General features: G+C 39.4%; 19 protein-coding genes and 1 pseudogene. 15 read left to right on the plus strand and 5 right to left on the minus strand.

Translation table 11 applies throughout. The annotated features are described in order from the left end of the window. Positions 1–8: 8 nt before the first annotated feature. On the plus strand, positions 9–1,397 hold the full coding sequence (pntB, locus tag CYG50_RS08000) for a Re/Si-specific NAD(P)(+) transhydrogenase subunit beta (RefSeq protein WP_102140391.1): 1,389 nt from the start codon (positions 9–11) through the stop codon (positions 1,395–1,397). Positions 1,398–1,490: 93 nt separating this feature from the next. Here the strand turns inward: pntB and uspE are convergent, their stop codons facing one another. Both uspE and fnr read right to left on the minus strand, forming a co-directional pair. Further along, the gene (gene uspE / locus CYG50_RS08005) at positions 1,491–2,438 is read right to left on the minus strand and encodes a universal stress protein UspE (protein ID WP_102140378.1); all 948 of its coding nucleotides are present in this window, start codon (positions 2,436–2,438) and stop codon (positions 1,491–1,493) included. A gap of 125 nt (positions 2,439–2,563) precedes the next feature. Beyond that, positions 2,564–3,319, minus strand: a complete 756-nt coding sequence (gene fnr, locus CYG50_RS08010) for a fumarate/nitrate reduction transcriptional regulator Fnr (RefSeq protein ID WP_068443675.1) — start codon at positions 3,317–3,319, stop codon at positions 2,564–2,566. 364 nt (positions 3,320–3,683) lie between these two features. Here fnr and CYG50_RS08015 point away from each other — a divergent pair, with 364 nt between their 5' ends. The 5 genes from CYG50_RS08015 (at position 3,684) to CYG50_RS08035 (ending at position 9,291) form a co-directional block, all read left to right on the plus strand. Beyond that, positions 3,684–4,694 carry an NAD(P)H-quinone oxidoreductase gene (locus tag CYG50_RS08015; RefSeq protein ID WP_102140379.1) on the plus strand — a complete coding sequence of 337 codons (1,011 nt, stop codon included), beginning with the start codon at positions 3,684–3,686 and terminating at the stop codon, positions 4,692–4,694. A 404-nt stretch (positions 4,695–5,098) separates the two neighbouring features. Beyond that, positions 5,099–7,039, plus strand: a complete 1,941-nt coding sequence (locus tag CYG50_RS08020) for a pyridoxal phosphate-dependent decarboxylase family protein (protein ID WP_102140392.1) — start codon at positions 5,099–5,101, stop codon at positions 7,037–7,039. Between the two features lie 20 nt (positions 7,040–7,059). Then, a complete protein-coding gene (gene tyrP / locus CYG50_RS08025) occupies positions 7,060–8,268 on the plus strand; it encodes a tyrosine transporter TyrP (protein WP_102140380.1) in 1,209 nt (402 codons plus the stop codon). A gap of 275 nt (positions 8,269–8,543) precedes the next feature. Beyond that, entirely contained in the window at positions 8,544–9,086 is a 543-nt protein-coding gene (locus tag CYG50_RS08030) for a PadR family transcriptional regulator (RefSeq protein WP_102140381.1), read from the plus strand. A 1-nt stretch (position 9,087) separates the two neighbouring features. Beyond that, complete coding sequence (locus CYG50_RS08035; RefSeq protein WP_102140382.1) at positions 9,088–9,291, plus strand: DEAD/DEAH box helicase; 204 nt, start codon at positions 9,088–9,090, stop codon at positions 9,289–9,291. 223 nt (positions 9,292–9,514) lie between these two features. On the opposite strand, the gene CYG50_RS08040 is transcribed toward CYG50_RS08035, so the two are convergent. Further along, positions 9,515–11,260 carry an ABC-F family ATP-binding cassette domain-containing protein gene (locus CYG50_RS08040; RefSeq protein WP_102140383.1) on the minus strand — a complete coding sequence of 582 codons (1,746 nt, stop codon included), beginning with the start codon at positions 11,258–11,260 and terminating at the stop codon, positions 9,515–9,517. 412 nt (positions 11,261–11,672) lie between these two features. Between CYG50_RS08040 and CYG50_RS08045 the strand changes: the two genes are divergently transcribed. The 7 genes from CYG50_RS08045 to tnpA all read left to right on the plus strand — a co-directional run bounded on the left by CYG50_RS08045 (position 11,673) and on the right by tnpA (position 20,581). Beyond that, positions 11,673–12,149, plus strand: coding sequence for a GNAT family N-acetyltransferase (locus tag CYG50_RS08045; RefSeq protein ID WP_102140384.1), 477 nt, complete (start codon positions 11,673–11,675; stop codon positions 12,147–12,149). A gap of 366 nt (positions 12,150–12,515) precedes the next feature. After that, on the plus strand, positions 12,516–13,586 hold the full coding sequence (locus tag CYG50_RS08050; protein ID WP_102140385.1) for an HlyD family secretion protein: 1,071 nt from the start codon (positions 12,516–12,518) through the stop codon (positions 13,584–13,586). Beyond that, positions 13,583–16,339 carry a ribosome-associated ATPase/putative transporter RbbA gene (gene rbbA, locus CYG50_RS08055; protein WP_102140386.1) on the plus strand — a complete coding sequence of 919 codons (2,757 nt, stop codon included), beginning with the start codon at positions 13,583–13,585 and terminating at the stop codon, positions 16,337–16,339. Before CYG50_RS08050 ends, rbbA begins: the two co-directional genes overlap by 4 nt. Positions 16,340–16,344: 5 nt before the next feature. Then, positions 16,345–17,469, plus strand: coding sequence for an ABC transporter permease (locus CYG50_RS08060; RefSeq protein WP_168222884.1), 1,125 nt, complete (start codon positions 16,345–16,347; stop codon positions 17,467–17,469). A gap of 188 nt (positions 17,470–17,657) precedes the next feature. Further along, entirely contained in the window at positions 17,658–18,221 is a 564-nt protein-coding gene (ahpC, locus tag CYG50_RS08065) for an alkyl hydroperoxide reductase subunit C (protein ID WP_004254784.1), read from the plus strand. A 117-nt stretch (positions 18,222–18,338) separates the two neighbouring features. Beyond that, positions 18,339–19,913, plus strand: coding sequence for an alkyl hydroperoxide reductase subunit F (ahpF, locus tag CYG50_RS08070; RefSeq protein ID WP_102140388.1), 1,575 nt, complete (start codon positions 18,339–18,341; stop codon positions 19,911–19,913). A gap of 209 nt (positions 19,914–20,122) precedes the next feature. Continuing rightward, a complete protein-coding gene (tnpA, locus tag CYG50_RS08075; protein ID WP_114365413.1) occupies positions 20,123–20,581 on the plus strand; it encodes an IS200/IS605 family transposase in 459 nt (152 codons plus the stop codon). Between the two features lie 304 nt (positions 20,582–20,885). Here tnpA and CYG50_RS08080 read toward each other — a convergent pair. Then, a pseudogene (locus tag CYG50_RS08080) lies at positions 20,886–21,520 on the minus strand (tyrosine-type recombinase/integrase); the annotation flags it as partial. A gap of 9 nt (positions 21,521–21,529) precedes the next feature. Between CYG50_RS08080 and CYG50_RS08085 the strand changes: the two are divergent. After that, a complete protein-coding gene (locus tag CYG50_RS08085) occupies positions 21,530–23,881 on the plus strand; it encodes a toprim domain-containing protein (protein ID WP_238706836.1) in 2,352 nt (783 codons plus the stop codon). Between the two features lie 508 nt (positions 23,882–24,389). Here CYG50_RS08085 and CYG50_RS08090 read toward each other — a convergent pair. Next, positions 24,390–25,520 carry a PIN domain-containing protein gene (locus CYG50_RS08090; protein ID WP_102140667.1) on the minus strand — a complete coding sequence of 377 codons (1,131 nt, stop codon included), beginning with the start codon at positions 25,518–25,520 and terminating at the stop codon, positions 24,390–24,392. 257 nt (positions 25,521–25,777) lie between these two features. Here CYG50_RS08090 and CYG50_RS08095 point away from each other — a divergent pair, with 257 nt between their 5' ends. After that, positions 25,778–26,380 carry a hypothetical protein gene (locus CYG50_RS08095; RefSeq protein ID WP_102140668.1) on the plus strand — a complete coding sequence of 201 codons (603 nt, stop codon included), beginning with the start codon at positions 25,778–25,780 and terminating at the stop codon, positions 26,378–26,380. The last annotated feature ends 1 nt before the right edge of the window (position 26,381 follow it).

Raw genomic sequence — 26,381 nt, forward strand, 5'->3', positions numbered from 1 at the left:
AACTTATGTTGTCGAGTGGAATTGTGACAGCAGCTTACATAGTTGCTGCTATCCTGTTTATTTTCAGCCTTGCGGGGCTATCACGTCATGAAAGCTCTCAACGAGGGAATACTTACGGCATCATCGGGATGGCTATTGCATTGATAGCCACCATTTTAGGTCCTCACAGTGCAAATGTGGGCTGGATGATCGTTGCGATGGTTATTGGTGCGGTTATCGGTATTCGCTTAGCGAAAAAAGTTGAAATGACAGAAATGCCTGAGCTGGTGGCTATTTTACATAGTTTCGTCGGTTTAGCTGCAGTGCTGGTTGGTTTTAACAGCTTTATCGCTAGTGAAGGGCATGCTGATGTTGTGATGGAAAACATTCACTTAACTGAAGTTTTCTTAGGGATCTTCATTGGTGCAGTGACCTTCACCGGTTCAGTAGTCGCTTATGGTAAATTATCAGGGAAAATGTCATCAAAACCGATGATGTTACCTAATCGCCATAAACTGAATTTAGCAGCGTTAGTTGTTTCATTTATTCTGTTAGTCATTTTCGTTAAAACAGAAAGTGTCGGCTTACAAGTCTTCTTGATGCTAGTCATGACCGCGATAGCTTTAGCTTTTGGCTGGCATTTAGTGGCATCAATTGGTGGAGCGGACATGCCAGTGGTTGTTTCAATGCTGAACTCATATTCAGGTTGGGCTGCTGCAGCGGCAGGTTTCATGTTAAGTAATGACTTGCTGATCGTTACAGGGGCATTGGTCGGTTCTTCAGGTGCGATTCTGTCTTATATTATGTGTAAGGCGATGAACCGTTCATTCATCAGTGTTATTGCAGGAGGCTTCGGTACAGATGGTTCTTCAACAGGCACAGAAGAAGAAATGGGCGAATACCGTGAAAGCACTGCAGAAGAAGTCGCTGAAATGTTGAGAAATTCAACATCAGTGATTATCACTCCAGGCTATGGTATGGCAGTGGCACAAGCACAATACCCTGTTGCAGATATCACGACTAAATTACGTGAACGTGGCGTAAAAGTGCGTTTTGGTATTCACCCTGTCGCTGGGCGTTTGCCAGGGCATATGAACGTATTACTCGCAGAAGCTAAAGTGCCTTACGATGTCGTATTGGAAATGGATGAAATTAACGATGATTTCTCTGATACCGATACCGTTCTTGTCATTGGTGCTAACGATACGGTTAACCCAGCAGCTCAAGAAGATCCAAACAGCCCAATAGCGGGGATGCCAGTTCTTGAAGTTTGGAAAGCAAGCAATGTCATTGTATTTAAACGTTCAATGAATACAGGCTATGCAGGGGTGCAAAACCCGTTATTCTTCAAAGAGAATACACAGATGTTGTTTGGTGATGCGAAAGATAGCGTTGATGCGATCTTACGTGCTTTGTAATTTAATGAATCACTAATTCATGTCAAAATGATATAAATAAGAATGGGTTACTGGTTAATATCAGTAACCCATTCTTGATTTTTAAGTCACTAGTTAATCATCATCAGCAGGAGTGATAGGGCAGACAAAACCGTCAGGTTTAATTGCTAATAAATCACATTTTAGTTTATCGATGACATGTTCCGCAGTATTCCCTAAAAAGGCGGCTGAAATGCCTGTACGGCCTAAAATACCGAGTACGACAACCCCCGCATGTAACTCTTCACACATATCAGGAATAATTTTCTCAGGTAGGCCCTCTCGGACATGGGTGTACTTTTCATCAATACTAAACTTTTGCCGTAACTCTTTCATGGCAATTAAATGTTGGCCGCGTAGTGCGTTGTTATATAGGCTCGGATCGAAATCAGGTAACTCTATGGCAATATTCATAGGAGCAACAGGATACGCACTTACTAAATGGATTTCCTGCTCTTTAATAATACGTGTTGCTAAGTCTTTTGTTTTTTCAACCAATTTGATATTGAGGTCATCATGATAAGATTCCTCATTCGATAGGTTAACAGCAACAACAACTGAACCATGGTCAGGCCATACTTTATCTTTTACCATCCAAACGGGAGCGGGGCATTTTCGGAGTAAGTGCCAGTCAAGTGGGGTAAAAATAATAGATTCAAAATTATCTGTTTGATGTGCCATTTTGAGTAATAAGTCATGTTCACCACTTATCACTTCTTGAATAATGGCTTCATATGGCTTGTTATGCCAAATAACTTTAATTTCAATATCAATGCCCGCTTCAAGATAGAAATGAGCTTGTTGTTTGATCCAAGCCGCTTTTTGGCTTATTACACCTTTGCGCATGGCATTACGTTCTTCAGGCGAAAGTAATGTTGTCATGTCATAGGAAAGGTCGTAAATAGGTAAAAACGCTTTTATCCGTCCACCATTACGCTGCACGATGTAGACAGCACGTCTTAATGCAGGTTGATCATCCTGATTTGGGTCAATTGCAACTAGCAGGTTTTTATAGTTTGCCATATTGAAATCCTCTTGATACACGGATGTTTCCATATAGATAAACTATGATATTGGGATTAAATAGGCAAGAAATCTGGGAAAAAAAATGAAAACGGATCACCGATAACGTGATCCATTTAGGGATATTAACATGTAATAGCTGAAACTTTACCTGCAATATCAGTCAGTTTTGTCATATCTTCGATAGTGATATACTTACCTTTAACACTCAGCATGCCACTTTTCTGGAAACGGCCTAAAAGGCGGCTAATGGTTTCAACGGTTAATCCAAGATAGTTACCGATATCTCCACGCGTCATTGTTAATCTAAATTCTCTTGGTGAAAAACCACGCTCTGCAAAGCGATGAGATAGGTTAAGAATAAATGCAGCTAAACGTTCTTCAGCGTTTTTCTTGGATAATAAAAGGATCATTTCTTGATCGCCTTTAATTTCACCGCTCATTAAACGCATAATTTGCTGACGTAAATTAGGCATTTTGCCTGACAAATCATCTAAGGTCTCAAATGGTATTTCACAAACCATTGATGTTTCAAGGGCTTGTGCAAAACTCGGGTGCTGTGTATGAATGATAGCGTCAAAACCAACAAGGTCTCCGGCTAAGTGAAAACCGGTAATTTGCTCATCGCCTTCTTCGGTTATTGTATAGCTTTTTATTGTACCTGAGCGGATGGCATACAATGAACGCAATTCATCACCAGCTTTAAATAAAGCTTGGCCTTTTTGAATGGGTTTTTTGCGCTCGATGATATTATCAAGTTGATCCAGTTCATGTTCATTCAGCGTAAAAGGAATGCAAAGTTGGCTAATACTGCAGTCCTGGCAATGAATAGCACAACCACCAGACTGGATGCGACGAACAACTCTTTTTTCTGGGATCATATTTAAGGCTCAATCAAGTTAAAATTATTGATATGAGTCAATTTTAACATAAGATAATGCAACTGGTAAGTAGTAAAGTATGACAGAATCGACTTAATAAACAAAAAAGCCAATCAGAGAAACTGCAAGAGATTAGTGAATTTAGATGTTCATGCTAATTTAAAGAACATTACTAAATATAAAATTTGATATAGGTTAAATTTTGGTCTTTAAACGATAAAAAGCGATATGTACGACCTATTGTAATTAATACTTAAAATTATGCTAATTAAGCACGAAACATTAAACTAATTAGCATTAATTTAACACGAAAATAAATTTATGAATATCAATTTTTCAAATTAACCTCAAAAAGGAGAATATAATGACACTTACTCAACAGTCTTTACCCACTTCGATGACGGTTGTTGACATTATAGAACCTGGTGGACCAGAAAAACTGCGATTAATTGATAAACCACTACCTAGAGTTTCTGCAGGATATTTGCTTGTTAAAGTGGAAGCGGCTGGAGTTAATCGTCCTGATATTTTTCAACGTAAGGGGTCTTACCCTCCACCGGCAGATGCATCACCGATTATGGGACTTGAAATCGCAGGAACGATTGTTGCCAAAGCGGATGATGTAGATGAATGGCAGATAGGCGACAAAATTTGTGGGCTGGTGGCTGGGGGAGGTTATGCAGAATATTGTTTAGTACATAAAAATATCGCATTACCATTAGGGAGCCTTTCTTTTATCGAAGGGGCTGCGATACCTGAAAACTTTTTTACTGTTTGGGCAAATGTTTTTCAAATAGGTAAGCTTAAGAAAGATGAAACGGTACTTATTCATGGTGGGACATCGGGTATTGGCAGTGTGGCGATTATGTTAGCGAAAGCCTTTGGTGCAAAAGTATTAACAACCGTTGGTTCTGAAGAAAAAGTGGATGCAGCAAAACGACTCGGTGCGGATTGTATTATTAACTATAAAAAAGATGATTTTGTTGAGGCGACGCTCAACTACACCTCTTCACTAGGTGTTGATATGGTTGTCGATATTATTGGTGGAGATTATGTCGCGAAAAATTATCAAGTTGCCGCTAAATTTGGGCGGATCATCCAAATTGGGATGATGAAAGGTAACCCTAAAGAGTTAAATATGATGCCTTTAATGGTAAAGAGATTGACTCATACAGGCTCAACCATGCGCTCTCGTACTATTGAAGAAAAAGCATTGATCGCTCAAGAACTGAAAGAACAAGTTTGGGATTTGTTACTAAACGGTAAAATGAAACCTATTATTAACAAAGTGTATCGTTTATCACAGGTAAAAGAAGCTCATGAGCATATGGAATCTGGAGATCTTATCGGCAAAATTGTTTTGTTAAACAATTGATTAACTGTTATTTCTGTGATTTTTACTATTCTTCTTTAGTCATTTTTGAATAGTAAAAATCGCATTCAATATAACAATTTTTTCACATATTCAAGCTTTTTTAGCGTAAAAATCTCTTTACAGTTGACTAAATTTTGATTTTTTGTGTTTGTCCACAAATCAGAACGAAATTAGAAGGAGTTTGTTAATAATTTAATAGAGATCGATTATACCTATGAATAAGTTGGCCATTAACGGTTTGTTTATCAATAAATAATGTTTAAATGATATTTTTAAATGCATATCATTAATATATTGATATCTCTTATATAAACATAGCCCGTTATGCACTTTCCAATGATATTAAGTTAAGTGACTTAAGTGCAATTAGCACGCGTTAATTGTAGTTTGAAGGTGTAGTAATGATAAATAATTTTAAAAATTCAAAAATAAATGTTGATGCATTATTTTTAGGCCCTAAATCTGAAAATGCTGTCTTTTTCAAAGAAATGATGGAGTATTCAGTTAGTGAACATATGCATTGGCGCTCTAGCTACCATCCTGAAGATCCTGATCTTATCTCTACTGTTGACCGTTATGCTCCCGAGTACCGAGATACGCTTTATCGTACTGAAGGCATTCTTAATCAACTCTCTTCAAAATTAAAAACAACGTCGGTCCCCTGGTTCTCTCCCCGTTATATGGGGCATATGAATGCAGATACACTGATGATTTCTAATTTGGCTTATGTCATGGCAATGATGTACAACCCCAATAATTGTGCACAAGAATCTTCACCAACGACAACCGTTTTAGAAATAGAGGCTGGGTTAGATTTATGTGCCATGTTTGGTTATGACGTACAACATGCATGGGGGCATATTACATCTGGTGGAACGGTAGCTAACTACGAAGGATTATGGGTAGCTAGAAATATTAAAACACTACCGTTGGCGATTATGCAGCATCCACAATCCAAATATCTACTGCAGGGCAAAACCGAAAAAGAGTTACTCAATCTCTCTGTTTCTAAGGTGTTAGATTTAATTGATGAATTAAAGAAAATGCATATTTTCGAAGAAATTCGTGATTTGACCTGCCGTGGTGTTGGAATAAAGCAAGGAAAACTCGGTAAGTTATTGGTACCGCAGTCTAAACACTATTCATGGATGAAAGCGATGGATATTCTTGGTTTAGGCCAACAGAATATTGTGCAACTCCCCGTTGATGCAAGTTATCGAACGGATGTGCATAAAATGCGGGAAACTGTATTTGCATTGATTGAGCAAGGGGAGCCAATTTTAGCCGTAGTTGCTGTTGTTGGAACTACAGAAACTGGCGCGATAGACAATGTAAAAGAAGTCATTGAGCTACGACGTGAATGTGAGCAGCGTTTTGGGATTTCCTTCTATGTGCATATTGATGCCGCTTATGCGGGATACGCTTGCGCGATGTTTCGTGATGAAGAAAATCAATTTATGGAGTATGAGAATTTACTCCAACGTTATCATAGTGAAGGCATTTTTCCTGAAAATATGGTGTGGCCAAAGCGCGATGTTTATGAAAGCTTTAAAGCATTAAGCCAAGCTGACTCTATTACTGTTGATCCTCATAAAGTGGGGTTTATTCCGTATGCCGCAGGTGCAATCTGTATGAAGGATAAGCGGATTGTGGATTTAGTTTCTTATCATGCTGCATATGTATTTGAAGAAGTACAAGAAAAACAGCGTACAACAGAAAAAGCGCAGAATGTGTTACTTGGCTCTTCTATTATGGAAGGATCAAAAGCAGGGGCAACTGCAGCAGCGGTATGGGCTGCACATCGTTTAGTCCCGTTAAATATTTTAGGGTATGGAAAAGTGATTGCGGCAGGGGTCACCACAGCGAATTGGATGATCGACAAGATAAATCAATGTGAGCCCTTTATTATTGAAGATCGCCAGTTTTCAATTATTGCGATGCCTACACCGGACTTTCACATGATTAATTTTATGTTTCGTGAAATCGGTAACACATCTTTAGAAAAACAAAATCAATTAAATAAACGGTTATATGAATTATGTTCTTATGCCGCAGGGCGAAGTTATTCTAATGATTTTCTCACCTCATCAACCTCACTAACACATGAAGAGTATGGCGATAACCCATTGAGCTTATGTCGAGATGCACAATTTTCTGATAGTGAATGGCATAAAGTACGGTCAATTTATGTGCTACGGGCAGCGATAATGACGCATTGCTTGCGTGATAGGGCTCATTTTGAAACCTATTGGATGGAATTAAAAAATATCTTTGAAGACAAACTGCAACATCTCATTAATGAAGAAAATAAGTTAAATCATTCCAATTATAAAATTAAAATTTAATTACTTGTTAGGATCTCAATATGAAAAATCGCACACTTGGTAGTGTATTTATTGTTGCAGGTACTACGATTGGCGCAGGTATGTTAGCTATGCCTATCGCTGCCGCTGGTAATGGTTTTTTAGTTAGTTTGGCTATGTTATTAGTATTGTGGGCATTGATGTGTTACACAGCATTACTTTTGGTTGAAGTTTATCAACATGAATCTCACGAAACTGGGATCGGTAGTGTTGCTCAACGGTATTTAGGGCCTAGCGGTAAATTTATTACGGGCTTTAGCATGATGTTCCTTATGTATGCATTGACAGCGGCTTATGTGAGTGGCGCAGGGGAAATTATTACTTCAAATTTAAAAAGTAGTTTTGCCATTGATATGGCTGATTGGATGGGAATTGTTGTATTCACCATCATTGGTGGGGGAGTTGTATGTTTTGGGACTTCATCAGTAGATTTTATCAACCGTATTTTATTTGCTGCAAAAATTGTTTTCTTAGTCATTATATTGGCGTTAATGATACCTCATGTTGAGCAACAGAATTTATTAGCAGCACCAACTGAAAAAGTCCTCATTTTATCGGCTATTCCCGTATTTTTTACCTCCTTTGGTTTTCATGGCAGCGTCCCTAGTATCGTCAAATACATGGGGGGAGATGTCAAAAAACTTCGTGTTATCTTTATCATCGGTAGTGCTATCCCGTTAGTTGCTTATATTTTATGGCAAATTGCAACATTAGGGAGTATTGGCACAACAACATTTGTTGGTATTCTGGCTGAAAACGCAGGGCTTAACGGGTTGCTCGATGCAATTAAGGATGTAGCTCAATCAGGAAAAACAGAGTTAATAGCACAGATGTTCATGAGTTTGGCTTTAGCAACCTCTTTCCTTGGGGTCGCTTTGGGGTTATTTGATTTTTTAGCCGATTTATTTAAACGCCAAGATAATGCTTCAGGGCGCATACAAACGGGTTTACTTACCTTTGGACCACCACTAGTTTTTGCTTTATTTTATCCTAAAGGGTTTGTAATGGCGTTAGGGTATGCCGCGATTGCACTTTCAATACTCGCCTTATTATTACCTAGCGCAATGGCATTCAAATCAAGAACATTGAATCAACGGAAATATCAAGTCCTAGGTGGTGGGTTAGGCCTATCATTGGTATTTATTTGTGGAATTATTGTTATTGGTGTTCAGTTAGGGATTGTCTTCAATATATTACCTAATATTGGTTAATAAAATACGTGTATACAAGCCAGCCGTATCTTGATGGCTGGCTTGCTCAATTCCTAAAAGCCTTTCCTAAATTTACTGCATAATTTACTCAGCTAGACAATTCACCGCACATTTTTACTGTTGTATCGACAGTTAGTCGGTATAATCCATATAAGAATGATTATCATTAGCACGTTATGCACAAAAACAGATATATCTAAAGCTAGCATTTTCTGTAAAAGTAACTATTATATTAGATATATCGGTTTTAGTACGAATAACCACTGAGAATTTTAATGGCAAGTGAACAACAACTAGACCCGTGTTTGTGTAACGGTAAAAGTGTTAGCCGTATGTTTAACCCTAAACAGTTAAGGATTTATATCCTGCATTTACTGACAGGGGGAATTAATTACGGTTATGAGCTAATAAAAAAAATTGCAGAAGAGACAGCAGGTTTTTATTGCCCGAGCCCTGGGGTGATATATCCGACTCTAACGTTGTTAGAGGAGCTAGGGTTTATTTCAGCGGGTAAAGATAATGGAAAAGGGCGAAAGTGTTATGTCATTACCCCCGAAGGTCGCTGTTTTTTATTACTAAAAGCTGAAATATTGGCAGAAGTTCAACTAAAATTAAAATATGCACAGGAATTAAAAGCAGGTAATCAATTTGCTAATGAAATTGAATGTGCTGTAGACAAATTTAAGTCATTGTTGAGACACCAAATAGTGATACAACAGTTGACGAAAGAAGAGACAACAAGAGTCTTTGAGATCATTAACCGAGCAGTAGAACGAATTGAGCAAGTCAATGCCGTGTTAGTGGCAGAGGAAAAATAAAATGGCTAAAACGAATGATATTATACAAGCAAAAGAGCGTTTATATATGAAAGAAACAAGCAAAATACCACAAACCGACGCCCCGGTTTCATCTGAAAATGAACCGCCTATAAATACGAATAAAGAGGTTAAGTTTAAAGAAGTTGTATGCCCAAGTGTCCCAACTTCATATTTTAAGCGGGCTAAGAAACAGAAAATAAAATAACAATTTGGATAGTTTACAAAATCTTTATTCACATAAAATGCATAAAGAATAAACTTTATTTATTTTCATTATTGGTGAACAACGGTACTCATTTCTATTATGTCGTCAATAAGGTAAATTTTAGGGTGCATATAATTATTTTGTAAACTGTAACTATCATCCTATATTAATATACAGCTTCTTAAGAAAATCCCCTGATCACTAACGTTACCAGGGGTATCGGTTACAAGCCCAACTTAGCGTGTATTTGGGCTATTTCGTTGCTCCACAGTTGTTGTAACTGTGGTTTTTGGTGGCTTAGTTTGCGTTTCTGGTCCGCAAGTAATTTTTGCTCCAATATAAGCAATGTTTCTAACAACTCATCTTCATGAGTAGTTTCCTTACTGGGAATTTCAACCATCGATTTAACAGGGGCATTTCCCCCAATTGTAGACGCTAATAATGGTTGTGTTTGCTGTTCAATTTTATGATAGATATCATCAAGATTAAGGTATTCCTCTAACCGATTATCATCGATAAACCAGAATCGTTGGCAACTATTTTCAATGAGCCACCTATCATGGCTGACGACCAACAATGCTCCAGAAAATAAGCTAATTTGCTCGCAAAGTGCTTCCTTACCTTCTAGATCAAGGTGATTGGTTGGTTCATCCAACAAAATCAACTCGTACTGGGCCAAACTTAAACCAATAAACAATAATCTAGCGCGTTCGCCACCGCTCAGCGTAGCGACTTTTTGTTGATGACGCGTGTAGGTAAAACCCGCACCAATCAATGCCATTTTTCGTTGTTCATCGGTTAAAGGTGCAAAATGACGTAGTGCATCCAATAGACTATCATTATCATTTAGCTGCTCTAATTGTTGGTCATAATATCCAACACTAATTGCAGGATGAAACTTCAACTGTGCGCTATAGCGTAAGTCTTGCTGATAATGTTGCCAAAGTAGGCGCAGAAGTGTTGATTTACCACAGCCATTGGCCCCCATGATAGCGATATGCTCACCACTTTTGACTTGATGAAATGCCGTTTTAAATAACGAATTTCCATTCGGTGTTGAGACAACGGCGCCTTCCAATTCCAAAACTCTATCTGCAGGAATGGCTTTACCATTTAAGGCAAGCCGCCATTGATAGCCTTCAGTTAACTCTGTTTGGGCATCTTTAAGGCGGTCAATCTGTTTTTCCATTTGCTTAGCTTTGCGTGATAAGGCTTCATTGTCATACACATGCCCCCAAATGGCTAAGCGTTTGGCACTTGATGCAATACGGTCAATTTCTTTTTGCTCTGCTTGGTTACGGCGTGCGTCGGTGACGTCTTTTTCACTCAATGCTTGTCGTGCTGCACTGCAAGGTAACCGATAATAATGCAGTGATTTATCTCGTAAGATCCAAGTGCAGTTACTGACTTTATCTAATAACGATTGGTCATGAGAAACTAGCACAAAACTGCCTTTCCATGATTGTAAGAAGTTACCTAACCAAATAAGTGTGGGTAAATCTAAATGATTACTAGGTTCATCGAGTAACAGTAAATCGGGTTGTTCAATTAAAGCACGGCCCAGAAGCAAACGTGTATGTTGTCCGCCACTGATTGCATTCGCTTTTTGTTCCCATTGTTCAGGTGTAAAACCTAATTCTGATAATATAACCTCAGCTCGCCAACATTCAGTGACTTTATCTTGTTCGGGTAACTTTTGAACAAGTGCATCAAGCAGTGTCAAACTGGCAACATCATCGGGTAAGTGTTGTTCAATATAAGCAGTTACACAATGATTCGAATAAGTGATACTGCCACTATTGGGGGAGAGTTGTTGGGTTATTAGCTTCAACAATGTACTTTTGCCACTTCCGTTATGGCCAATTAAACCAATACGGTCACCTTGTTGAACAGTAAAAGAGATGTCATTCAATAAGGTAGAGGTTGAGGTATCGTAATTTAATGATTTTACAGTTAATAAAGTGCTCATAGCTTACTCAAATTTTAGGCATAAAAATACCAGGGATAGCCGTAACGACAACCCAGTAAGCTGAGGGAAGGTTTTCTTTAGTGGCTTCGCTCAGGCAGGGTTATCGCAGTATAAAACTGTGAAAGCCTGAGCTCTGGCGATTACCAAAGAAGTGTGAATATTCAATAAGATCACACAACAACATAAATTAGCCTCCTTAATATTCATCTAGTTAATCGATGAGACAATTATAGCTAATATGTTATTTAACCAACAAGGTCCGAAAATGCGCTCTCTGATTATTATGGGAAAAAGCATATAAAGGTATAAATAATACTTATATCATGCACGAATAGATGAATAATATTGCTGCGAATTGGGTTCTTGTTATGTAACGTTTAAAATCATGATTCAAATAATAAGAGAGCCCCAAATGAATGTAGAAATAAAACCCGCAACCCGTGATGACGCTGCTTTGATATTAGATATGATCATTGAATTAGCAGATTATGAAAAAGCACGTCACGAAGTTAAAGCCTCGGTGGCTGATATAGAAAATTCCCTATTTGGAGCGAACTCAAGCACAGAAGCTTTAATCTGTTATGTGGATGGGAAGCCAGCAGGATATGCCGTATTCTTTACTAGCTATTCAACATGGTTAGGCAACAATGGTATTTATTTAGAAGATTTATATGTTTCTCCTGATTTTCGTGGCGCGGGAGCAGGAAAAAAATTATTAAAGCATATTGCCGTGTTAGCCGTAGAACGAAAATGCCAACGGTTGGAATGGAGCGTTTTAGATTGGAATCAGCCTGCAATTGATTTTTATAAAAGTATTGGTGCAGAGCCTCAGGATGAATGGGTTCGCTATCGAATGGATGAAAAAATAATTGCCGAATTCGCAAGCTAATATTTAGTCACTGTTCAAATATTGCTGAATAAAGCCAGTAAGTTAATTTGCTGGCTTTATTTTTTGAATTAAATATATACAAATGATGCCTTATCCTGATTTTTGTAAGTTTATTCTGTTTTTTTGTGACATAAGGCAACTAAACTTAAACCAAACGTTGATAAACTATCATTAAATTAAATAGATAGCCAATTTAATGATAGTGGTAACACTTACTTGGCCGAGTTTATAATAAATAATATTATTTTTAGTTTTAATGGTATTTATTTCGTATAGAGACAGTTATGTCATTTTATTAATAATCACCAGGTTAATAATCAAAATAATTGTTGTTCCTTGTTTTCTCATTTAATGGAAAGGGATGGTATGAAAATAAATAAGCAAAAAATATCTTTTTACATCATTTTAATATTAATTATTGTTGCGGGTGGTCTTTATTACTGGAATGTTAATTCAGGTGGGCTACCTGCTGGGTTCGCGCAAAGTAATGGTCGTATAGAAGCAACAGAAATTGATATTGCCACTAAGACGGCAGGGCGTATTGAAACGATTAATGTAAAAGAAGGCGATTTTGTTAAAGAAGGGCAAGAACTTGCTCGTATGGATACGCGAGCACTCCAAGAGCAGCTACATGAAGTACAGGCTCAATTACGCCAAGCTATTAGTGCAGTGACGACGGCTGAATCAGCTTTAGCACAGCGTAAAAGCGAAAAAGTTGCAGCTCAAGCTGTCGTTCGTCAACGTGAAGCTGAGTTAGATGCTGCACAAAAACGACTAAATCGCTCTAGAGCTTTGGTAAGAACAAACGCCGTTTCTCAACAACAAGTGGATGACGATACCGCCCAGATGCAAGGTTCTCGCGCAGCCCTGGAAGCGTCGAAAGCCCAAGTGGCTGCAGCGACATCAGCGATTGATTCTGCCAGCGCTGGTATTGTTCAAGCTAAAAACCGTGTTGACGCAGCGACAGCAACGGAACGTCGTATTATAGCGGACTTAGATGACAGTATTCTAAAAGCGCCAAGAAATGGGCGTATTCAATATCGTGTAGCTGAGCCCGGTGAGGTACTTGGGGCTGGTGGACGGGTTTTGAATATGGTCGATTTAAGTGATGCATATATGACCTTTTTCTTACCAACTGAAGACGCAGGTAAAGTTGCCTTAGGTAGTGATGTTCACATTATACTCGATGCTGCACCAAACATCGTGATCCCAGCGAAAGCCACTTTTGTAGCAAGTGTCGCACAATTCACACCGAAAACCGTAGAAACACAAAATGAACGCTTAAAATTAATGTTCAGAGTACGTGCGCGTATTTCTCCAGAATTATTAGAGCAACACCTCGAATATGTGAAAACAGGGTTACCTGGAAAAGCATATGTGCGTTTAGACCCTAACGGATCTTGGCCTGCTGAACTTGAGGTGAGATTACCACAATGACCAATAAACTGATGGATGATGTGATTATTGATATACAGCATGTCAGCCAGCATTATGGTGATAATTGTGCGTTGGATGACATTGTGCTTTCCATCCCAGCGAGAAAAATGGTTGGGTTGATTGGCCCCGATGGCGTAGGGAAATCAAGCCTGATCTCCCTGATTGCAGGAGCAAGAGTGATTCAACAAGGCCAAATAACGGTACTTGATGGTGACATGAATGATATTGAACACCGTAGAGCAGTTTGTCCTCGCATCGCTTACATGCCTCAAGGGTTAGGAAAGAACCTTTACCATACGTTATCTGTTTATGAAAACGTTGATTTTTTTGGCCGGTTATTTGGCCAATCAAAAGCTGAGCGTGAATATCGCATTCAAGATTTGCTTGAAAGTACCGGGCTTGCGCCATTTAAAGACCGTCCGGCTGGCAAATTATCAGGCGGTATGAAACAAAAACTTGGGTTATGTTGTGCGCTAATTCATGACCCTGACTTATTGATTTTAGATGAACCTACCACTGGGGTTGACCCGTTATCTCGCGCACAGTTTTGGGATTTGATTGATCGCATTCGTTTGCGACAAACCAATATGAGTGTTTTGGTCGCAACCGCGTATATGGAAGAGGCGGAGCGCTTTGATTGGCTAGTGGCAATGGATGATGGCAAGGTGCTCGCTACAGGCCATGCATCTGAATTAAAAGCTCAAACGCAATGTGATGACCTTGAAGCTGCATTTATTGAATTACTACCTGAAGAAAAACGCAGTGGGCACAAAAAAGTCGTGATCCCTCCGCGTGATACCTCGAAAGACAATATTATTGCCATTGAAGCCCAAGACCTCACCATGCGTTTCGGTAACTTTGTAGCAGTTGACCATGTGAATTTTAAGATCCCAAAAGGGGAGATTTTTGGTTTCTTAGGCTCCAATGGTTGTGGCAAGTCAACCACGATGAAAATGTTGACGGGTTTGTTACAAGCCAGTGAAGGGCAGGCATGGCTATTTGGCCAAGAAATAGACCCGAAGGATATTGAAACACGCAAGCGTGTCGGTTATATGTCACAAGCATTCTCATTATATAGTGAATTGAGTGTTGAGCAGAACCTTGTGCTTCATGCCAAGCTTTTTCATATATCTGAGGATAAAATCCCTCAGCGAGTTGACGAAATGTGCCAGCGTTTCGAACTTGATGATGTGCGAGACGTCATGCCAGACGACTTGCCTTTGGGGATCCGTCAAAGGCTATCTTTAGCTGTCGCGGTTATTCATGAACCTGAAATGTTAATCCTTGATGAACCCACTTCAGGTGTAGACCCCGTTGCCAGAGATATGTTTTGGAATTTAATGGTTGACTTATCAAGACGTGACGGTGTCACTATTTTTATTTCTACCCACTTTATGAATGAAGCAGAGCGCTGTGACCGCATTTCACTCATGCATGCAGGTAAAGTCTTAGATTGTGATACCCCTGTTAACTTGACCAAGAAAAGAGGGCTTGGCACGCTTGAAGAAACCTTTATCGCCTATTTACAGGATGCCGTGGGGGATGCAGGACAAGGACAAGAGACCGCGCCAGAGTTCCACGTTGACCCTGAACTAAAAGAACAAGCGACTGAAGCATTGAAAAAACGTTTTAGTTTGCGTCGGCTATTTAGCTATTCCATACGGGAAGGCATGGAGTTACGTCGTGACCCTGTACGTTCAACACTGGCATTATTAGGAACGGTAATTCTTATGTTTATCATGGGTTACGGCATTAGCATGGATGTGGAAAATTTACGTTTTTCAGTGCTAGATCGCGACCAAACAGGGCTAAGTCAAGGATATACACTGAACTTAGCTGGTTCACGTTACTTTATCGAACAACCTCCAATCAAAGATTATGATGATTTAGAGGCTGGTATGCGTAGCGGAAATATTACCGTTGCGATTGAGATCCCACCTAACTTTGCAAGAGATGTTGCTCGAGGGAGTAACGTTAAAATTGGTGTGTGGATTGATGGTGCGATGCCAAACCGCGCTGAAACTGTGCGTGGTTATGTACAAGCGATGCATTTAGCATGGCTGAGCACGATGGCTGCGCGCCAACCGGCTGGCGTTGCAGGGATACCGGCTATCGACATTGAGACTCGATATCGTTATAACCCAGATGTTCGTAGCTTACCGGCAATTGTTCCCGCGGTTATTCCATTATTATTAATGATGATCCCAGCCATGCTGAGCGCGTTGAGTGTTGTTCGGGAAAAAGAGCTCGGTTCGATTATCAATCTTTATGTAACTCCGATCACCAAATTAGAGTTTTTGCTTGGAAAACAGCTCCCTTATATTCTATTGGGTATGTTTAACTTTGTGCTACTTTGTATATTATCGGTATATATATTTGGTGTTGAATTTAAAGGCAGTTTTCTGACGTTAACGTTGGCTGCATTTTTGTATATCAGTATTGCAACAGGCATGGGGTTATTAATTTCATGCTTTATGAAAAGCCAAATTGCGGCAATTTTTGGTACTTCTATCATTACGTTGATACCCGCAACTCAATTTTCAGGAATGATTGACCCTGTCTCATCATTGGAAGGTATTGGCCGCTGGGTTGGGATGGTCTATCCAACATCACATTTTTTGACTATCACACGAGGAACTTTCTCTAAGGGATTAAATTTATTCGATTTACAATCATCATTTATCCCATTACTGATCACCATACCTTTGGTTATTGGGCTAAGTGTTCTATTCCTGAAAAAGCAGGAGGCATAGCGATGATCCGTAAAATTCAGAATATTTTTAACCTAGGAGTCAAAGAATTACGCAGTTTAGGCCGCGATAAAGCGATGTTAGCTTTGATTGTTTTTGCTTTTACCGTGTCGATTTATTCGTCAGCAACCGTGACGCCTGGATCTTTACATAATGCGCCTATTGCGATTGCTGACCAAGATAAATCACAGTTATCAAACCGAATAATCAATAGTTTTTATGCACCTTATTTCTTATCTCCTGTAGATATTACGCCAGACCAAATTGATGGTTTGTTAAACCGTGGTTCATATACGTTTGCATTAGATATTCCACCTAATTTTCAACGTGATGTGCTTGCAGGGCGGCACCCAGAAATTCAAGTCAATATTGATGCAACAAGGATGAGCCAAGCCTTCTTAGGAAATAGTTATATTCAAAATATTACCTTAGGGGAAGTGAATGAATTTTTAGCAAAATACCGTAGTAATGCGAGTTTGCCTGTCGACTTGGAAGTACGTATGCGCTTTAACCCCAATTTGACACAGTCATGGTTCGGTTCTGTCATGGCAATCATTAATAATATTACGATGTTATCGATTGTTTTAACGGGGGCGGCGCTGATCCGCGAGCGGGAACACGGTACAGTCGAGCATTTGATGGTTATGCCTTTAACACCATTTGAAATTATGATGTCGAAAATATGGTCAATGGGGCTGGTGGTACTGATCGCATCCGGTGTTTCCTTAATTTTGGTCGTAAAAACATTGCTACAAGTACCAATCGAAGGGTCTATCTTATTGTTTATGTGTGGGGTGGCCTTGAGTTTATTTGCGACAACGTCGATTGGTATTTTTATGGGGACGATTGCACGCTCCATGCCCCAGTTTGGTTTGTTGATGATCTTAGTGCTATTGCCATTAAATATGCTTTCTGGCGGGATGACTGCGCGAGAAAGTATGCCTCAGCTTGTTCAAGATATTATGTTAACCATGCCGACAACACACTTTGTTAGCCTTGCTCAAGCGATTTTATATCGTGGTGCTGGCTTCCAAATTGTTTGGCCTCAATTTGCAGTTCTTGTTGTGATTGGTGCTGTGTTCTTTTCTCTCGCACTCATTCGTTTTCGTAAAACGATTGCCACCATGGCATAACCTACTGTACATAAAACATCCATTAAAAATAAAACGCTTGCTGAATTGTTCAGTAAGCGTTCTAATGCTTTGCCTATTAATTATATGAACATGATTAGGTTGTGCCTATCAAATCGATAGTAGGTAATGATTGGATTAAGCTGCTGTAAAACAGTAACTTAATAGGCAACCAAACAGGAGAACATCATATGTCATTAATTAATACTCAAATCAAACCATTTACTAACCAAGCATTTAAAGATGGCCAATTCATCGAAGTTTCTGAAAAAGATGTTGCAGGTAAATGGAGCGTTTTCTTCTTCTATCCAGCTGACTTTACCTTTGTTTGCCCAACTGAACTGGGTGACATTGCTGACCATTATGAAGAATTCCAAAAATTAGGTGTTGAAATTTTCTCTGTTTCTACTGACACACATTTCACCCATAAAGCATGGCATGCAAGCTCAGAAACTATCGGTAAAATCAAATATGCCATGATCGGTGACCCAACTGGCGCATTAACACGTAACTTTGAAAACATGCGTGAAAACGAAGGCTTAGCAGACCGCGGTACTTTCGTTGTTGACCCACAAGGTATTATTCAGGCAATCGAAATTACTGCTGAAGGTATTGGTCGTGATGCAGCTGACCTGTTACGTAAAGTTAAAGCAGCACAATATGTTGCTAGCCACCCAGGTGAAGTTTGCCCAGCTAAATGGAAAGAAGGTGATGCAACGCTGTCTCCATCTTTGGACTTAGTCGGCAAAATCTAATTAATCTATCTTAATTGATTAATACTGAATAATTCAGGTTGCAGGTGTTTAGGCCTGCAACTTGGATCATGACGGGTATATGTACCCGATTTTATGATAAAAATTAAAGGGGATTACATGCTCGACAATAATTTACAGGCACAGTTGAAAGCCTACTTAGAACGTTTAACTAAACCCGTTGAATTAGTTGCTAATATAGATGACAGCCAAAAATCAAATGAAATCAAACAGCTGTTAGAACAAATTGCCTCACTGTCAGATAAAGTCACTGTACGTGAAGAGCGCAATAGCGCACTAAGAACACCGTCTTTTTTAATTACTAACCCAGGTACAGATAGTGGTTTGCGTTTTGCAGGCTCACCTCTGGGACATGAATTTACCTCTCTTGTGTTGGCATTATTGCAAATCGGTGGTCATCCATCGAAAGAATCGCAAGAGTTATTAGAGCAAGTTAAAGGCCTTGAAGGCGAATTCCACTTTGAAACTTATTACTCTTTATCTTGCCATAACTGCCCAGATGTTGTTCAAGCTCTGAACTTAATGGCAGTTTTAAATCCAAATGTTAGTCATACCGCCATTGATGGCGCGCTTTTCCAAAACGAGATTGATGAACGTAATGTCATGGGCGTTCCAGCGGTTTACCTGAATGGAAAAGAGTTTGGTCAAGGGCGTATGACACTCAGTGAGATTGTGAGCAAAGTTGACACGAATGCCGATGCGCGTGCAGCGAAATCACTGACAGAGCGCGAGCCTTTTGAAGTCCTCGTGATTGGTAGTGGCCCAGCAGGGGCTTCAGCAGCAATCTATACTGCACGTAAAGGGATCCGCACAGGCGTGATAGGCGAGCGTTTTGGTGGCCAAGTCATGGATACGGTTGATATTGAAAACTATATTTCCGTTATCAAAACGGAAGGCGCTATTTTTGCAGGTGCGTTGAAGAACCATGTGGACAGCTATGATGTTGATGTTATTGATGGGCAGTCAGTGACAAAATTGATCCCAGCTGCGCAAGAAGGTGGTTTACACCAAATCGAAACAGCATCAGGCGGGATCTTAAAATCACGCAGTATTATTATTTCAACGGGTGCTCGCTGGAGAAATATGGGCGTTCCAGGGGAACAAGAATACCGGACGAAAGGTGTTACATTCTGCCCACACTGCGATGGCCCATTATTTAAAGGCAAGCGTGTTGCCGTGATTGGCGGTGGTAACTCAGGTATTGAAGCGGCTATTGACCTAGCGGGTGTCGTTGACCATGTGACTGTACTGGAGTTTGCACCAGAACTGAAAGCGGACTCAGTATTACAGCAAAAAGCACGTAGCATGAAAAATGTGGATATTATCGTTAATGCGCAAACCTTAGAAGTAAAAGGTGATGGCAGTAAAATGACCGGCCTTGAGTATAAAGACCGCACTGATGATAGCGTACATTTATTGGAAGTGGCGGGGGCATTCGTACAAATCGGTTTATTGCCTAATACCAATTGGTTAGGCGACACCGTTGCCAGAAACCGTATGGGCGAAATTGAAATTGACGCTCGTAACGAAACCAGTATTAAGGGTATTTTTGCTGCTGGTGACTGTACTACAGTACCTTATAAGCAAATTATTATTTCAGCCGGGGAAGGGGCCAAAGCCGCACTTAGCGCATTTGACTACCTCATCCGCACAAGTACCAGAACCGCTGAATAGGTATAATTTACTTTATATTCAGTGAGTTGTAGTCAAAAGGCACTCGGGGGCGAGTGCCTTTTTTTTGTGCATAGAAAACCCCCAGCTAGGCTGGGGGTTCCGTAAAGCTTTCAGCTTTGAATAAGATATTAAAACCCCTTTTGATTTGTTAAAACACCTTGCGGTCTGGCAACTGCAAGAGTCAAACAAAAAATCAAAAGGGGGTCCCAATGGGGGACGAAAAGAGCTTAGCGCATACACGATGGAATTGTAAATATCACATTGTTTTTGCCCCAAAGTATAGAAGGCAAGTTTTCTACGGTGAAAAACGTAGGGCGATAGGTAGTATTTTAAGGAAATTGTGTGAGTGGAAAAATGTCAGGATAGTGGAGGCAGAATGTTGTGTTGACCACATACACATGCTTCTAGAAATCCCACCCAAGATGAGTGTTTCGAGCTTTATGGGGTATTTAAAAGGAAAAAGCAGTCTAATGCTTTATGAGCAATTTGGGGATTTAAAGTTTAAATATCGAAATAGAGAGTTTTGGTGCAGAGGGTACTATGTTGATACGGTAGGAAAGAATACGAAACGAATACAAGAATATATAAAACATCAGTTAGAACAGGATAAATTGGGAGAGCAATTGTCGCTCCCCTATCCGGGCAGCCCGTTTACGGGCCGTAAGTAATCCATAGATGCAAATGTCAGAGCCGTTATGCGCCTGTTAGGGCGCGGCTGGTAACAAAGCCTTATAGGCGCATATTAAAAACCTCCGGCTATGCCGGAGGATATTTATTGTGCATAATCTGTACAAAAAAGGCTCAAAAGTGCCTAAAAGTGTTCAAGTGTGGACAACTTGTGGACGATCTAAACGCTGATTTGGTGGTACTTACAGCGGAGAAATACATCCCAGTGTGGACAATTTGTGGACATGCAAAAGTTAAATTTGCTTCGTTTTTCGTCGTCAAAATCATCCTAAAACGGACAATCTATTAAGCTAACTCTGTTCCTCCTTTTAATGGATTATACGTAATCGCATCCTGAAGAAAGTCCGGTGCAAAGTGTGCGTAGGTCAGTGTTTGCTGTAATGTCGAGTGACCTAGGATCCTCTGCAAAGTAATAATACTGCCGCCATTCATCATAAAATGGGTTGCGAAAGTATGCCGTAATGCGTGCGTGGCTTGGCCCTGCGGCATGTCAGGCTTAATGGTCTTTATGTGCTTTCTAAACATATCGTAAGAGGTGTTTGGAAAAAGCAGACCGGATTTTCGCGTACAGACCTTATCTGCGACTTCTTGGGAAATCGGCACAATGCGCGCTTTCCCCGTTTTGGTAAAAGTGAAACGGATTTTATTTTGGATCACATGCTCGCGTTTTAATTTAACCGCTTCCCCCCAGCGTGCACCGGTGCTTAAACATAAAATCGCCACTTTTTTATTATCACCTTTTAATATATTCAGCAGCAGCCCGATTTCTTCATGCGTTAAATAAGACATTTCAGTCGCTTTTTGCTTTAACCGTGATAACCCTCGTATTGGGTGTTTCCCCATAAATAAATCCGTGCCTTTAAGGCGGTAAATATGCCGCTTATCGCTGAAAAATCACGGTTTATCGTGGAGGGCTTGATATCGCCCCATTGAAAGGGTTGTATTCCGAGTCTAGCTATCATGCCAATGGGTTAGGTGCGGCAACGGTTAAATTTGCCTTACCTGAAGGGGCTTATTGGGAGCGTATTATTGATAGGCCGTCACAGTTTGATCGCAAAGCTAACTTTTTTGGTTCTTATAAAGGGCATTGGTGGACACTGCCACAACAGGATTTAACCCAAGCCAAAGAAATCTGGCTAACGGAAGGTATTTTTGATGCACTTAGCTTGATTCAAAATGGTATTGCGGCTGTATCGTTAATGACTTGCCATAATTACCCTGAAGTCGCGTTGAATACGTTGAGAACTGCGCTAGGGAACAATAAAAAGCCGTTGTTGGTTTGGGCGTTAGATAATGGTGCAGCTGGCGAACGCGCAATGAAAAAGTTTGTTGCCCGCAGCCATGATGATGGATGGAAAGCCACGGCCGCGAGACCTACTGAAAAAGAATGTGGCAACGATTGGAATGACTTGCATATGAAAGGCAAGCTAACGGAGCGCGATATTGCCCGTTATCGCTATTACGGCAAGTTGTTGTTAGCCTCAACCGCGTTTGAAAAGGCGCGTTTAATGTTTAACTGGACAGAGCGTTCAGAGTTCGATTTTCAACACGATAATCGCTTGTATTGGTTTAAGTTGGATATCGATAAAATGATGAAAACCATTGAACGTATTCATGATGCCGAACCTGATTTAGATGAAGATGAAGCCAGACAAAAAGCGGTGAAAGAGTCCGGCACGGTGGTTGAAATCGCTAATTGTTATCCCACACCATTATATTTCCAAAAGTCTGTAGAAACCGATGAATCATGGTATTACATGCGAGTCGATTTTCCTCGGCAGCCACAAGTTAAAGCCACGTTTACCGCCTCACAGTTAACCAGCGCCAGTGAATTCAAGAAGCGTTTATTGCATGTGGCCAAAGGGGCGGTTTATACCGGCACAACTTTGCAATTGGACCGCATTTGCAAACAAGCCTTGCCAGATATTAAAGAGGTGATCACGCAAAACTATGTGGGTTATAACAAAGAGTATGGTGTGTATGTGTTTAATGATGTTGCGGTGCAGGATGGTAAGTGTTTTACGTTAAATGAGGAGGATTATTTCTCTCTCAATAAGTTGGATATCAAGACGTTAAGCCTTAGTCCATCATTGGCCATTAATACCGATTTTAGTGAATTTGATACCAGTTGGTTAAGTTCTCTTTGGGATGCGTTTGGTGCAAAAGGTTATGTGGTGTTGGCGTTCTGGCTGGGTTCGTTCTTTGCGGAGCAGATACGCAAGACCCATAAAAGCTACCCATTTTTAGAAATTTGCGGTGAGCCTGGTTCAGGTAAAAGTACGTTGATTGAGTTTTTATGGCGTTTATGTGGCCGTGCAGATTATGAGGGGTTCGATGCATCAAAATCGAGTGTTGCCGCTCGAGGACGAAACTTTTCACAGATAAGTAATTTGCCAGTGTGTTTAATTGAAAGTGATCGCGTGCAAGATAATGCAAAACTAAAAGCGTTTGATTGGGAAGAGTTAAAATCACTGTATAACGGCCGTGCGACGCGTTCACTAGGGGTTAAAAATAGCGGTAATGAGACCTACGAGCCGTTATTTAAAGGCAGTATTGTGATTGCACAGAATGCAGAGATTAACGCGTCACGCGCCGTTTTAGAACGGATTATTCATCTTTATACCGACAAAGCGGAGCAAAGTGTTGAAACTCGTTATGCTGCCATTGCCCTTGAACGTTATCCTATTGAAAAGCTGTCTGGTTTTCTGCCTACGGTATTGATGAAAGAAGCGGCGATATTAAAGCAATACAATGAGCGTGTAGATGGCTTACAGGCGCAGTTATTTGCGGATAAGGCGATTAACCATGAGCGGATCGCCAAAAATCATGCACAGTTAATCGCATTATTGGAAACGTTAGCGTTAGTTTTACCCGTAAAAGCGGCACATATTCGCCAAACTCGTGGCTTTATTATTGAGTTGGCCAAACAACGTGTTCAGGCGATCCAACTTGACCAACCGCAAGTGATGGAGTTTTGGGAGCTGTTTGATTATTTACACGATAATGAGGCCTTTGGTGTGAATCATTGCGGTGAAAAGGGAGTTTATGCGGTGAATTTTAACCATATTGCACAGGTGGCCAGTGAATACCGCCAGTCTATGCAATTGAATACCGATATTAAGAACTTATTGAAATCGGGGCGAATGCGTAAGTTTGTGGGCGTTAAGACGGTGCGAAGTGTGGTAAACAGCCAGTTTAATAGCACGCTTGCGGTGGGGAGTACGCTTAAAAGACCCGAAGTGATTAAGTGCTGGGTATTTCAGGAAAACAGTGAGAGTTAGTTTTCTCCTCTATTTATCTATAGGCTGCCGATGTGCAGCCTTTCTTTTATCTGTAGAAAGCCATCAAGTAAGTGCTATAAATACTCAGAATGACAAACAAGTGAAAGCATAATGGATTGTACAATAAATGAGCATTACTAAGTGTCTTTTATATAAATAGAGAATTTGTGGGAGGGGTTCGGAAAGCGGTTACAATGGTTACAAAATTAAAATAGTCTTATATCTTATTGATACTATAAATAAATATGGTAATAGAAAAAGGTTACAAATGGGTTACTTTGTGGTTACGTGTAACCGTTTTAATAGGTTACAAATTAAAACTATAACTTATTGTTTTATAAGGATGTAACTTTTTAACCCCTGTTTTGTAACCCGTTGTAACCAGTAAAAAGTTACAACGGAGTTGTTTGTAATCAGTGGGTTAGGAGTGTTTTTAATAGGGTGTAACCGTTGTAACCGGTTTCCGAAAGGGGCAAAGTTATAGCTGTTGCAAGTTAACCATTAATCTTTAATCGGGTTCGTAATTGTATGATGGTTCAATATAGCCAAAACTAATATAAGAAGGTGAGGATAAAAACTCAACATCATATATATCTACGTCAATTATATTACTCACATTTTCAAAATTGCCAGTAAAGGTGATTAATATATCCGTATCAAAATCAAAGTTTGTGCTTTCAGATGTTGTACCTATATTAAAATAATCTTTATCTGTTGAGTCCCTATGGAATAAAGTGAAATCACAATAAGCGTTTGCATTTATATTCACTCTTGTTTGCACAACAACCATATCATCTTCAAACTGAATTAATTTTAAAAACAATGGATTTGAAGGTGAATGCGAAAATGTAATATCATTAAAACTAATTTCTAAGTAGTCATAGTCAAATTCAAAATCAGAATTTACATCTGGTTGAGGTTCTATTTGGTTGGTATAATCCTCAGCCTTTTCTTTGATTAAAGAGTAAAATTGCCCAGAGGAGGAATCTAACATATTAGCTAATTCAGTTAATAGTATTTCAGGATCTATTTGTGATTGAAGCTTTGAGATTGCGCTTGATAGGTCAGCAATAACATCAATGTGTTCAGAGTGTTCAGCGTATTTCAGCCAATCTTGATCTATACTTACCGCAATAATTTTTTTATTGTATTCTTCTGCCCATGCATCTAATGAAAGGAGAGCAATTGCATCTGGGAATTCTGATTTTTTCTTACCTGTCTCCTCAAATGGTGGCTGATTTGAAAAATACATTTTCATTAATTTTTTTACATCTAGGCAATCATCAACATTAATAATTTCTAATCCCGTTCTACCAATGAATTCGGATATTGATTTATCAGTTGACTCATTAGGTATTAATTCGCTAACCATATCTTGAAAATCGACCAGCCTATCATTATGCGAGTCATAGTATCGAATGAAGTCTTTTATAGCCGAACTTAAACCAGCATGCTTCTCTTGTTTTTTTTTCAAAAGATGTTTTTTTAATTCCTCAATAATGATATCTGGTATAACTAATTCTATATTTGAGTCTTTAAATTGGTCTAATCTTTTTAGTAGCCCTTTATTCAATGTTAATCCATGGTTTATAAAAATGGAAGTGTCAACACATAAGGCATTATATTTACTATCTTTCATTTTACTCATTCCAAAAAACGTTTAGGGGCGTTAAGTATAATTTTTATTTATGTTTTTGTGAATGATTGAATAAACACTGCAGAAATGCCTGTCTGATATTATTTATAGTCAGTTTTCTGGACTAAAATGGCCCTATAACTATTATGTAATTAATGTGAGTGTGAACACAAAAACTTGAGTTGACAAAACTGTAAAAATGCACCAACATTCAGGTTGACAAAATCAAATATTTGCACCATTTTTTATAAGAGATGATTATGACCGATTACAAAGCCCCTTGGTTTTTTTCCGATGATTTAAAAAAAGAGCGACTGACTATAGTTGCTGAAGAACTACTAAAAGTCCTTGATAATACTTACATGCAGTTATCTACACCACTAGATGATAATTATACAAGAGGAACGTGTACTTTTGGTAGACAGAGACAACTTTTAATTCAACTATGCATGAGTGGTAAATTTGATTGGTTAAAATTATCACACGCAGGAATGGATGTTACTTTTTCAATTGGTACAGTACCTGTCAGATTCTTTGCTGATGACCCTGATAATCCTCAAAAATCAGGATTTTATAGAAGAAATCAAGTTGACCAATTATGGGAACCAGAATTAACAGCACCTACAATGCATAGATTTGTGATTGAAAAACCAGAATTTGAGGGAGAAGGTGCTAGAGTTCATTTCATTGGTTATAATGCGTTAAATGAGATGGTTTCAAAATGGACCTATGGTGATGAAAGAGTAACAGTACTTCATTCTGAAGATAATACTCCTCCATTATCTGTTCCTATTGATTTGGATCCTATCAGTGTTCTTACAACTGATGTGGGAAAAAGCAGTAATAGTAAAAACGAAAAATAGG

The sequence above is a fragment of the Providencia huaxiensis genome, assembly GCF_002843235.3.
Classification (GTDB): Bacteria; Pseudomonadota; Gammaproteobacteria; order Enterobacterales; family Enterobacteriaceae; genus Providencia; species Providencia huaxiensis.

What these genes read in the sequence shown, in the direction of transcription:
- CYG50_RS08040 (WP_102140383.1), bottom strand. Translation starts at nt 11,260, where the DNA reads ATGAGCACTTTATTAACTGTAAAATCATTAAATTACGATACCTCAACC.
- CYG50_RS08030 (WP_102140381.1), top strand. Translation starts at nt 8,544, where the DNA reads ATGGCAAGTGAACAACAACTAGACCCGTGTTTGTGTAACGGTAAAAGT.
- ahpF (WP_102140388.1), top strand. Translation starts at nt 18,339, where the DNA reads ATGCTCGACAATAATTTACAGGCACAGTTGAAAGCCTACTTAGAACGT.
- CYG50_RS08045 (WP_102140384.1), top strand. Translation starts at nt 11,673, where the DNA reads ATGAATGTAGAAATAAAACCCGCAACCCGTGATGACGCTGCTTTGATA.
- rbbA (WP_102140386.1), top strand. Translation starts at nt 13,583, where the DNA reads ATGACCAATAAACTGATGGATGATGTGATTATTGATATACAGCATGTC.
- tnpA (WP_114365413.1), top strand. Translation starts at nt 20,123, where the DNA reads ATGGGGGACGAAAAGAGCTTAGCGCATACACGATGGAATTGTAAATAT.
- fnr (WP_068443675.1), bottom strand. Translation starts at nt 3,319, where the DNA reads ATGATCCCAGAAAAAAGAGTTGTTCGTCGCATCCAGTCTGGTGGTTGT.
- uspE (WP_102140378.1), bottom strand. Translation starts at nt 2,438, where the DNA reads ATGGCAAACTATAAAAACCTGCTAGTTGCAATTGACCCAAATCAGGAT.
- CYG50_RS08050 (WP_102140385.1), top strand. Translation starts at nt 12,516, where the DNA reads ATGAAAATAAATAAGCAAAAAATATCTTTTTACATCATTTTAATATTA.
- ahpC (WP_004254784.1), top strand. Translation starts at nt 17,658, where the DNA reads ATGTCATTAATTAATACTCAAATCAAACCATTTACTAACCAAGCATTT.
- CYG50_RS08095 (WP_102140668.1), top strand. Translation starts at nt 25,778, where the DNA reads ATGACCGATTACAAAGCCCCTTGGTTTTTTTCCGATGATTTAAAAAAA.
- CYG50_RS08090 (WP_102140667.1), bottom strand. Translation starts at nt 25,520, where the DNA reads ATGAAAGATAGTAAATATAATGCCTTATGTGTTGACACTTCCATTTTT.
- tyrP (WP_102140380.1), top strand. Translation starts at nt 7,060, where the DNA reads ATGAAAAATCGCACACTTGGTAGTGTATTTATTGTTGCAGGTACTACG.
- CYG50_RS08035 (WP_102140382.1), top strand. Translation starts at nt 9,088, where the DNA reads ATGGCTAAAACGAATGATATTATACAAGCAAAAGAGCGTTTATATATG.
- CYG50_RS08015 (WP_102140379.1), top strand. Translation starts at nt 3,684, where the DNA reads ATGACACTTACTCAACAGTCTTTACCCACTTCGATGACGGTTGTTGAC.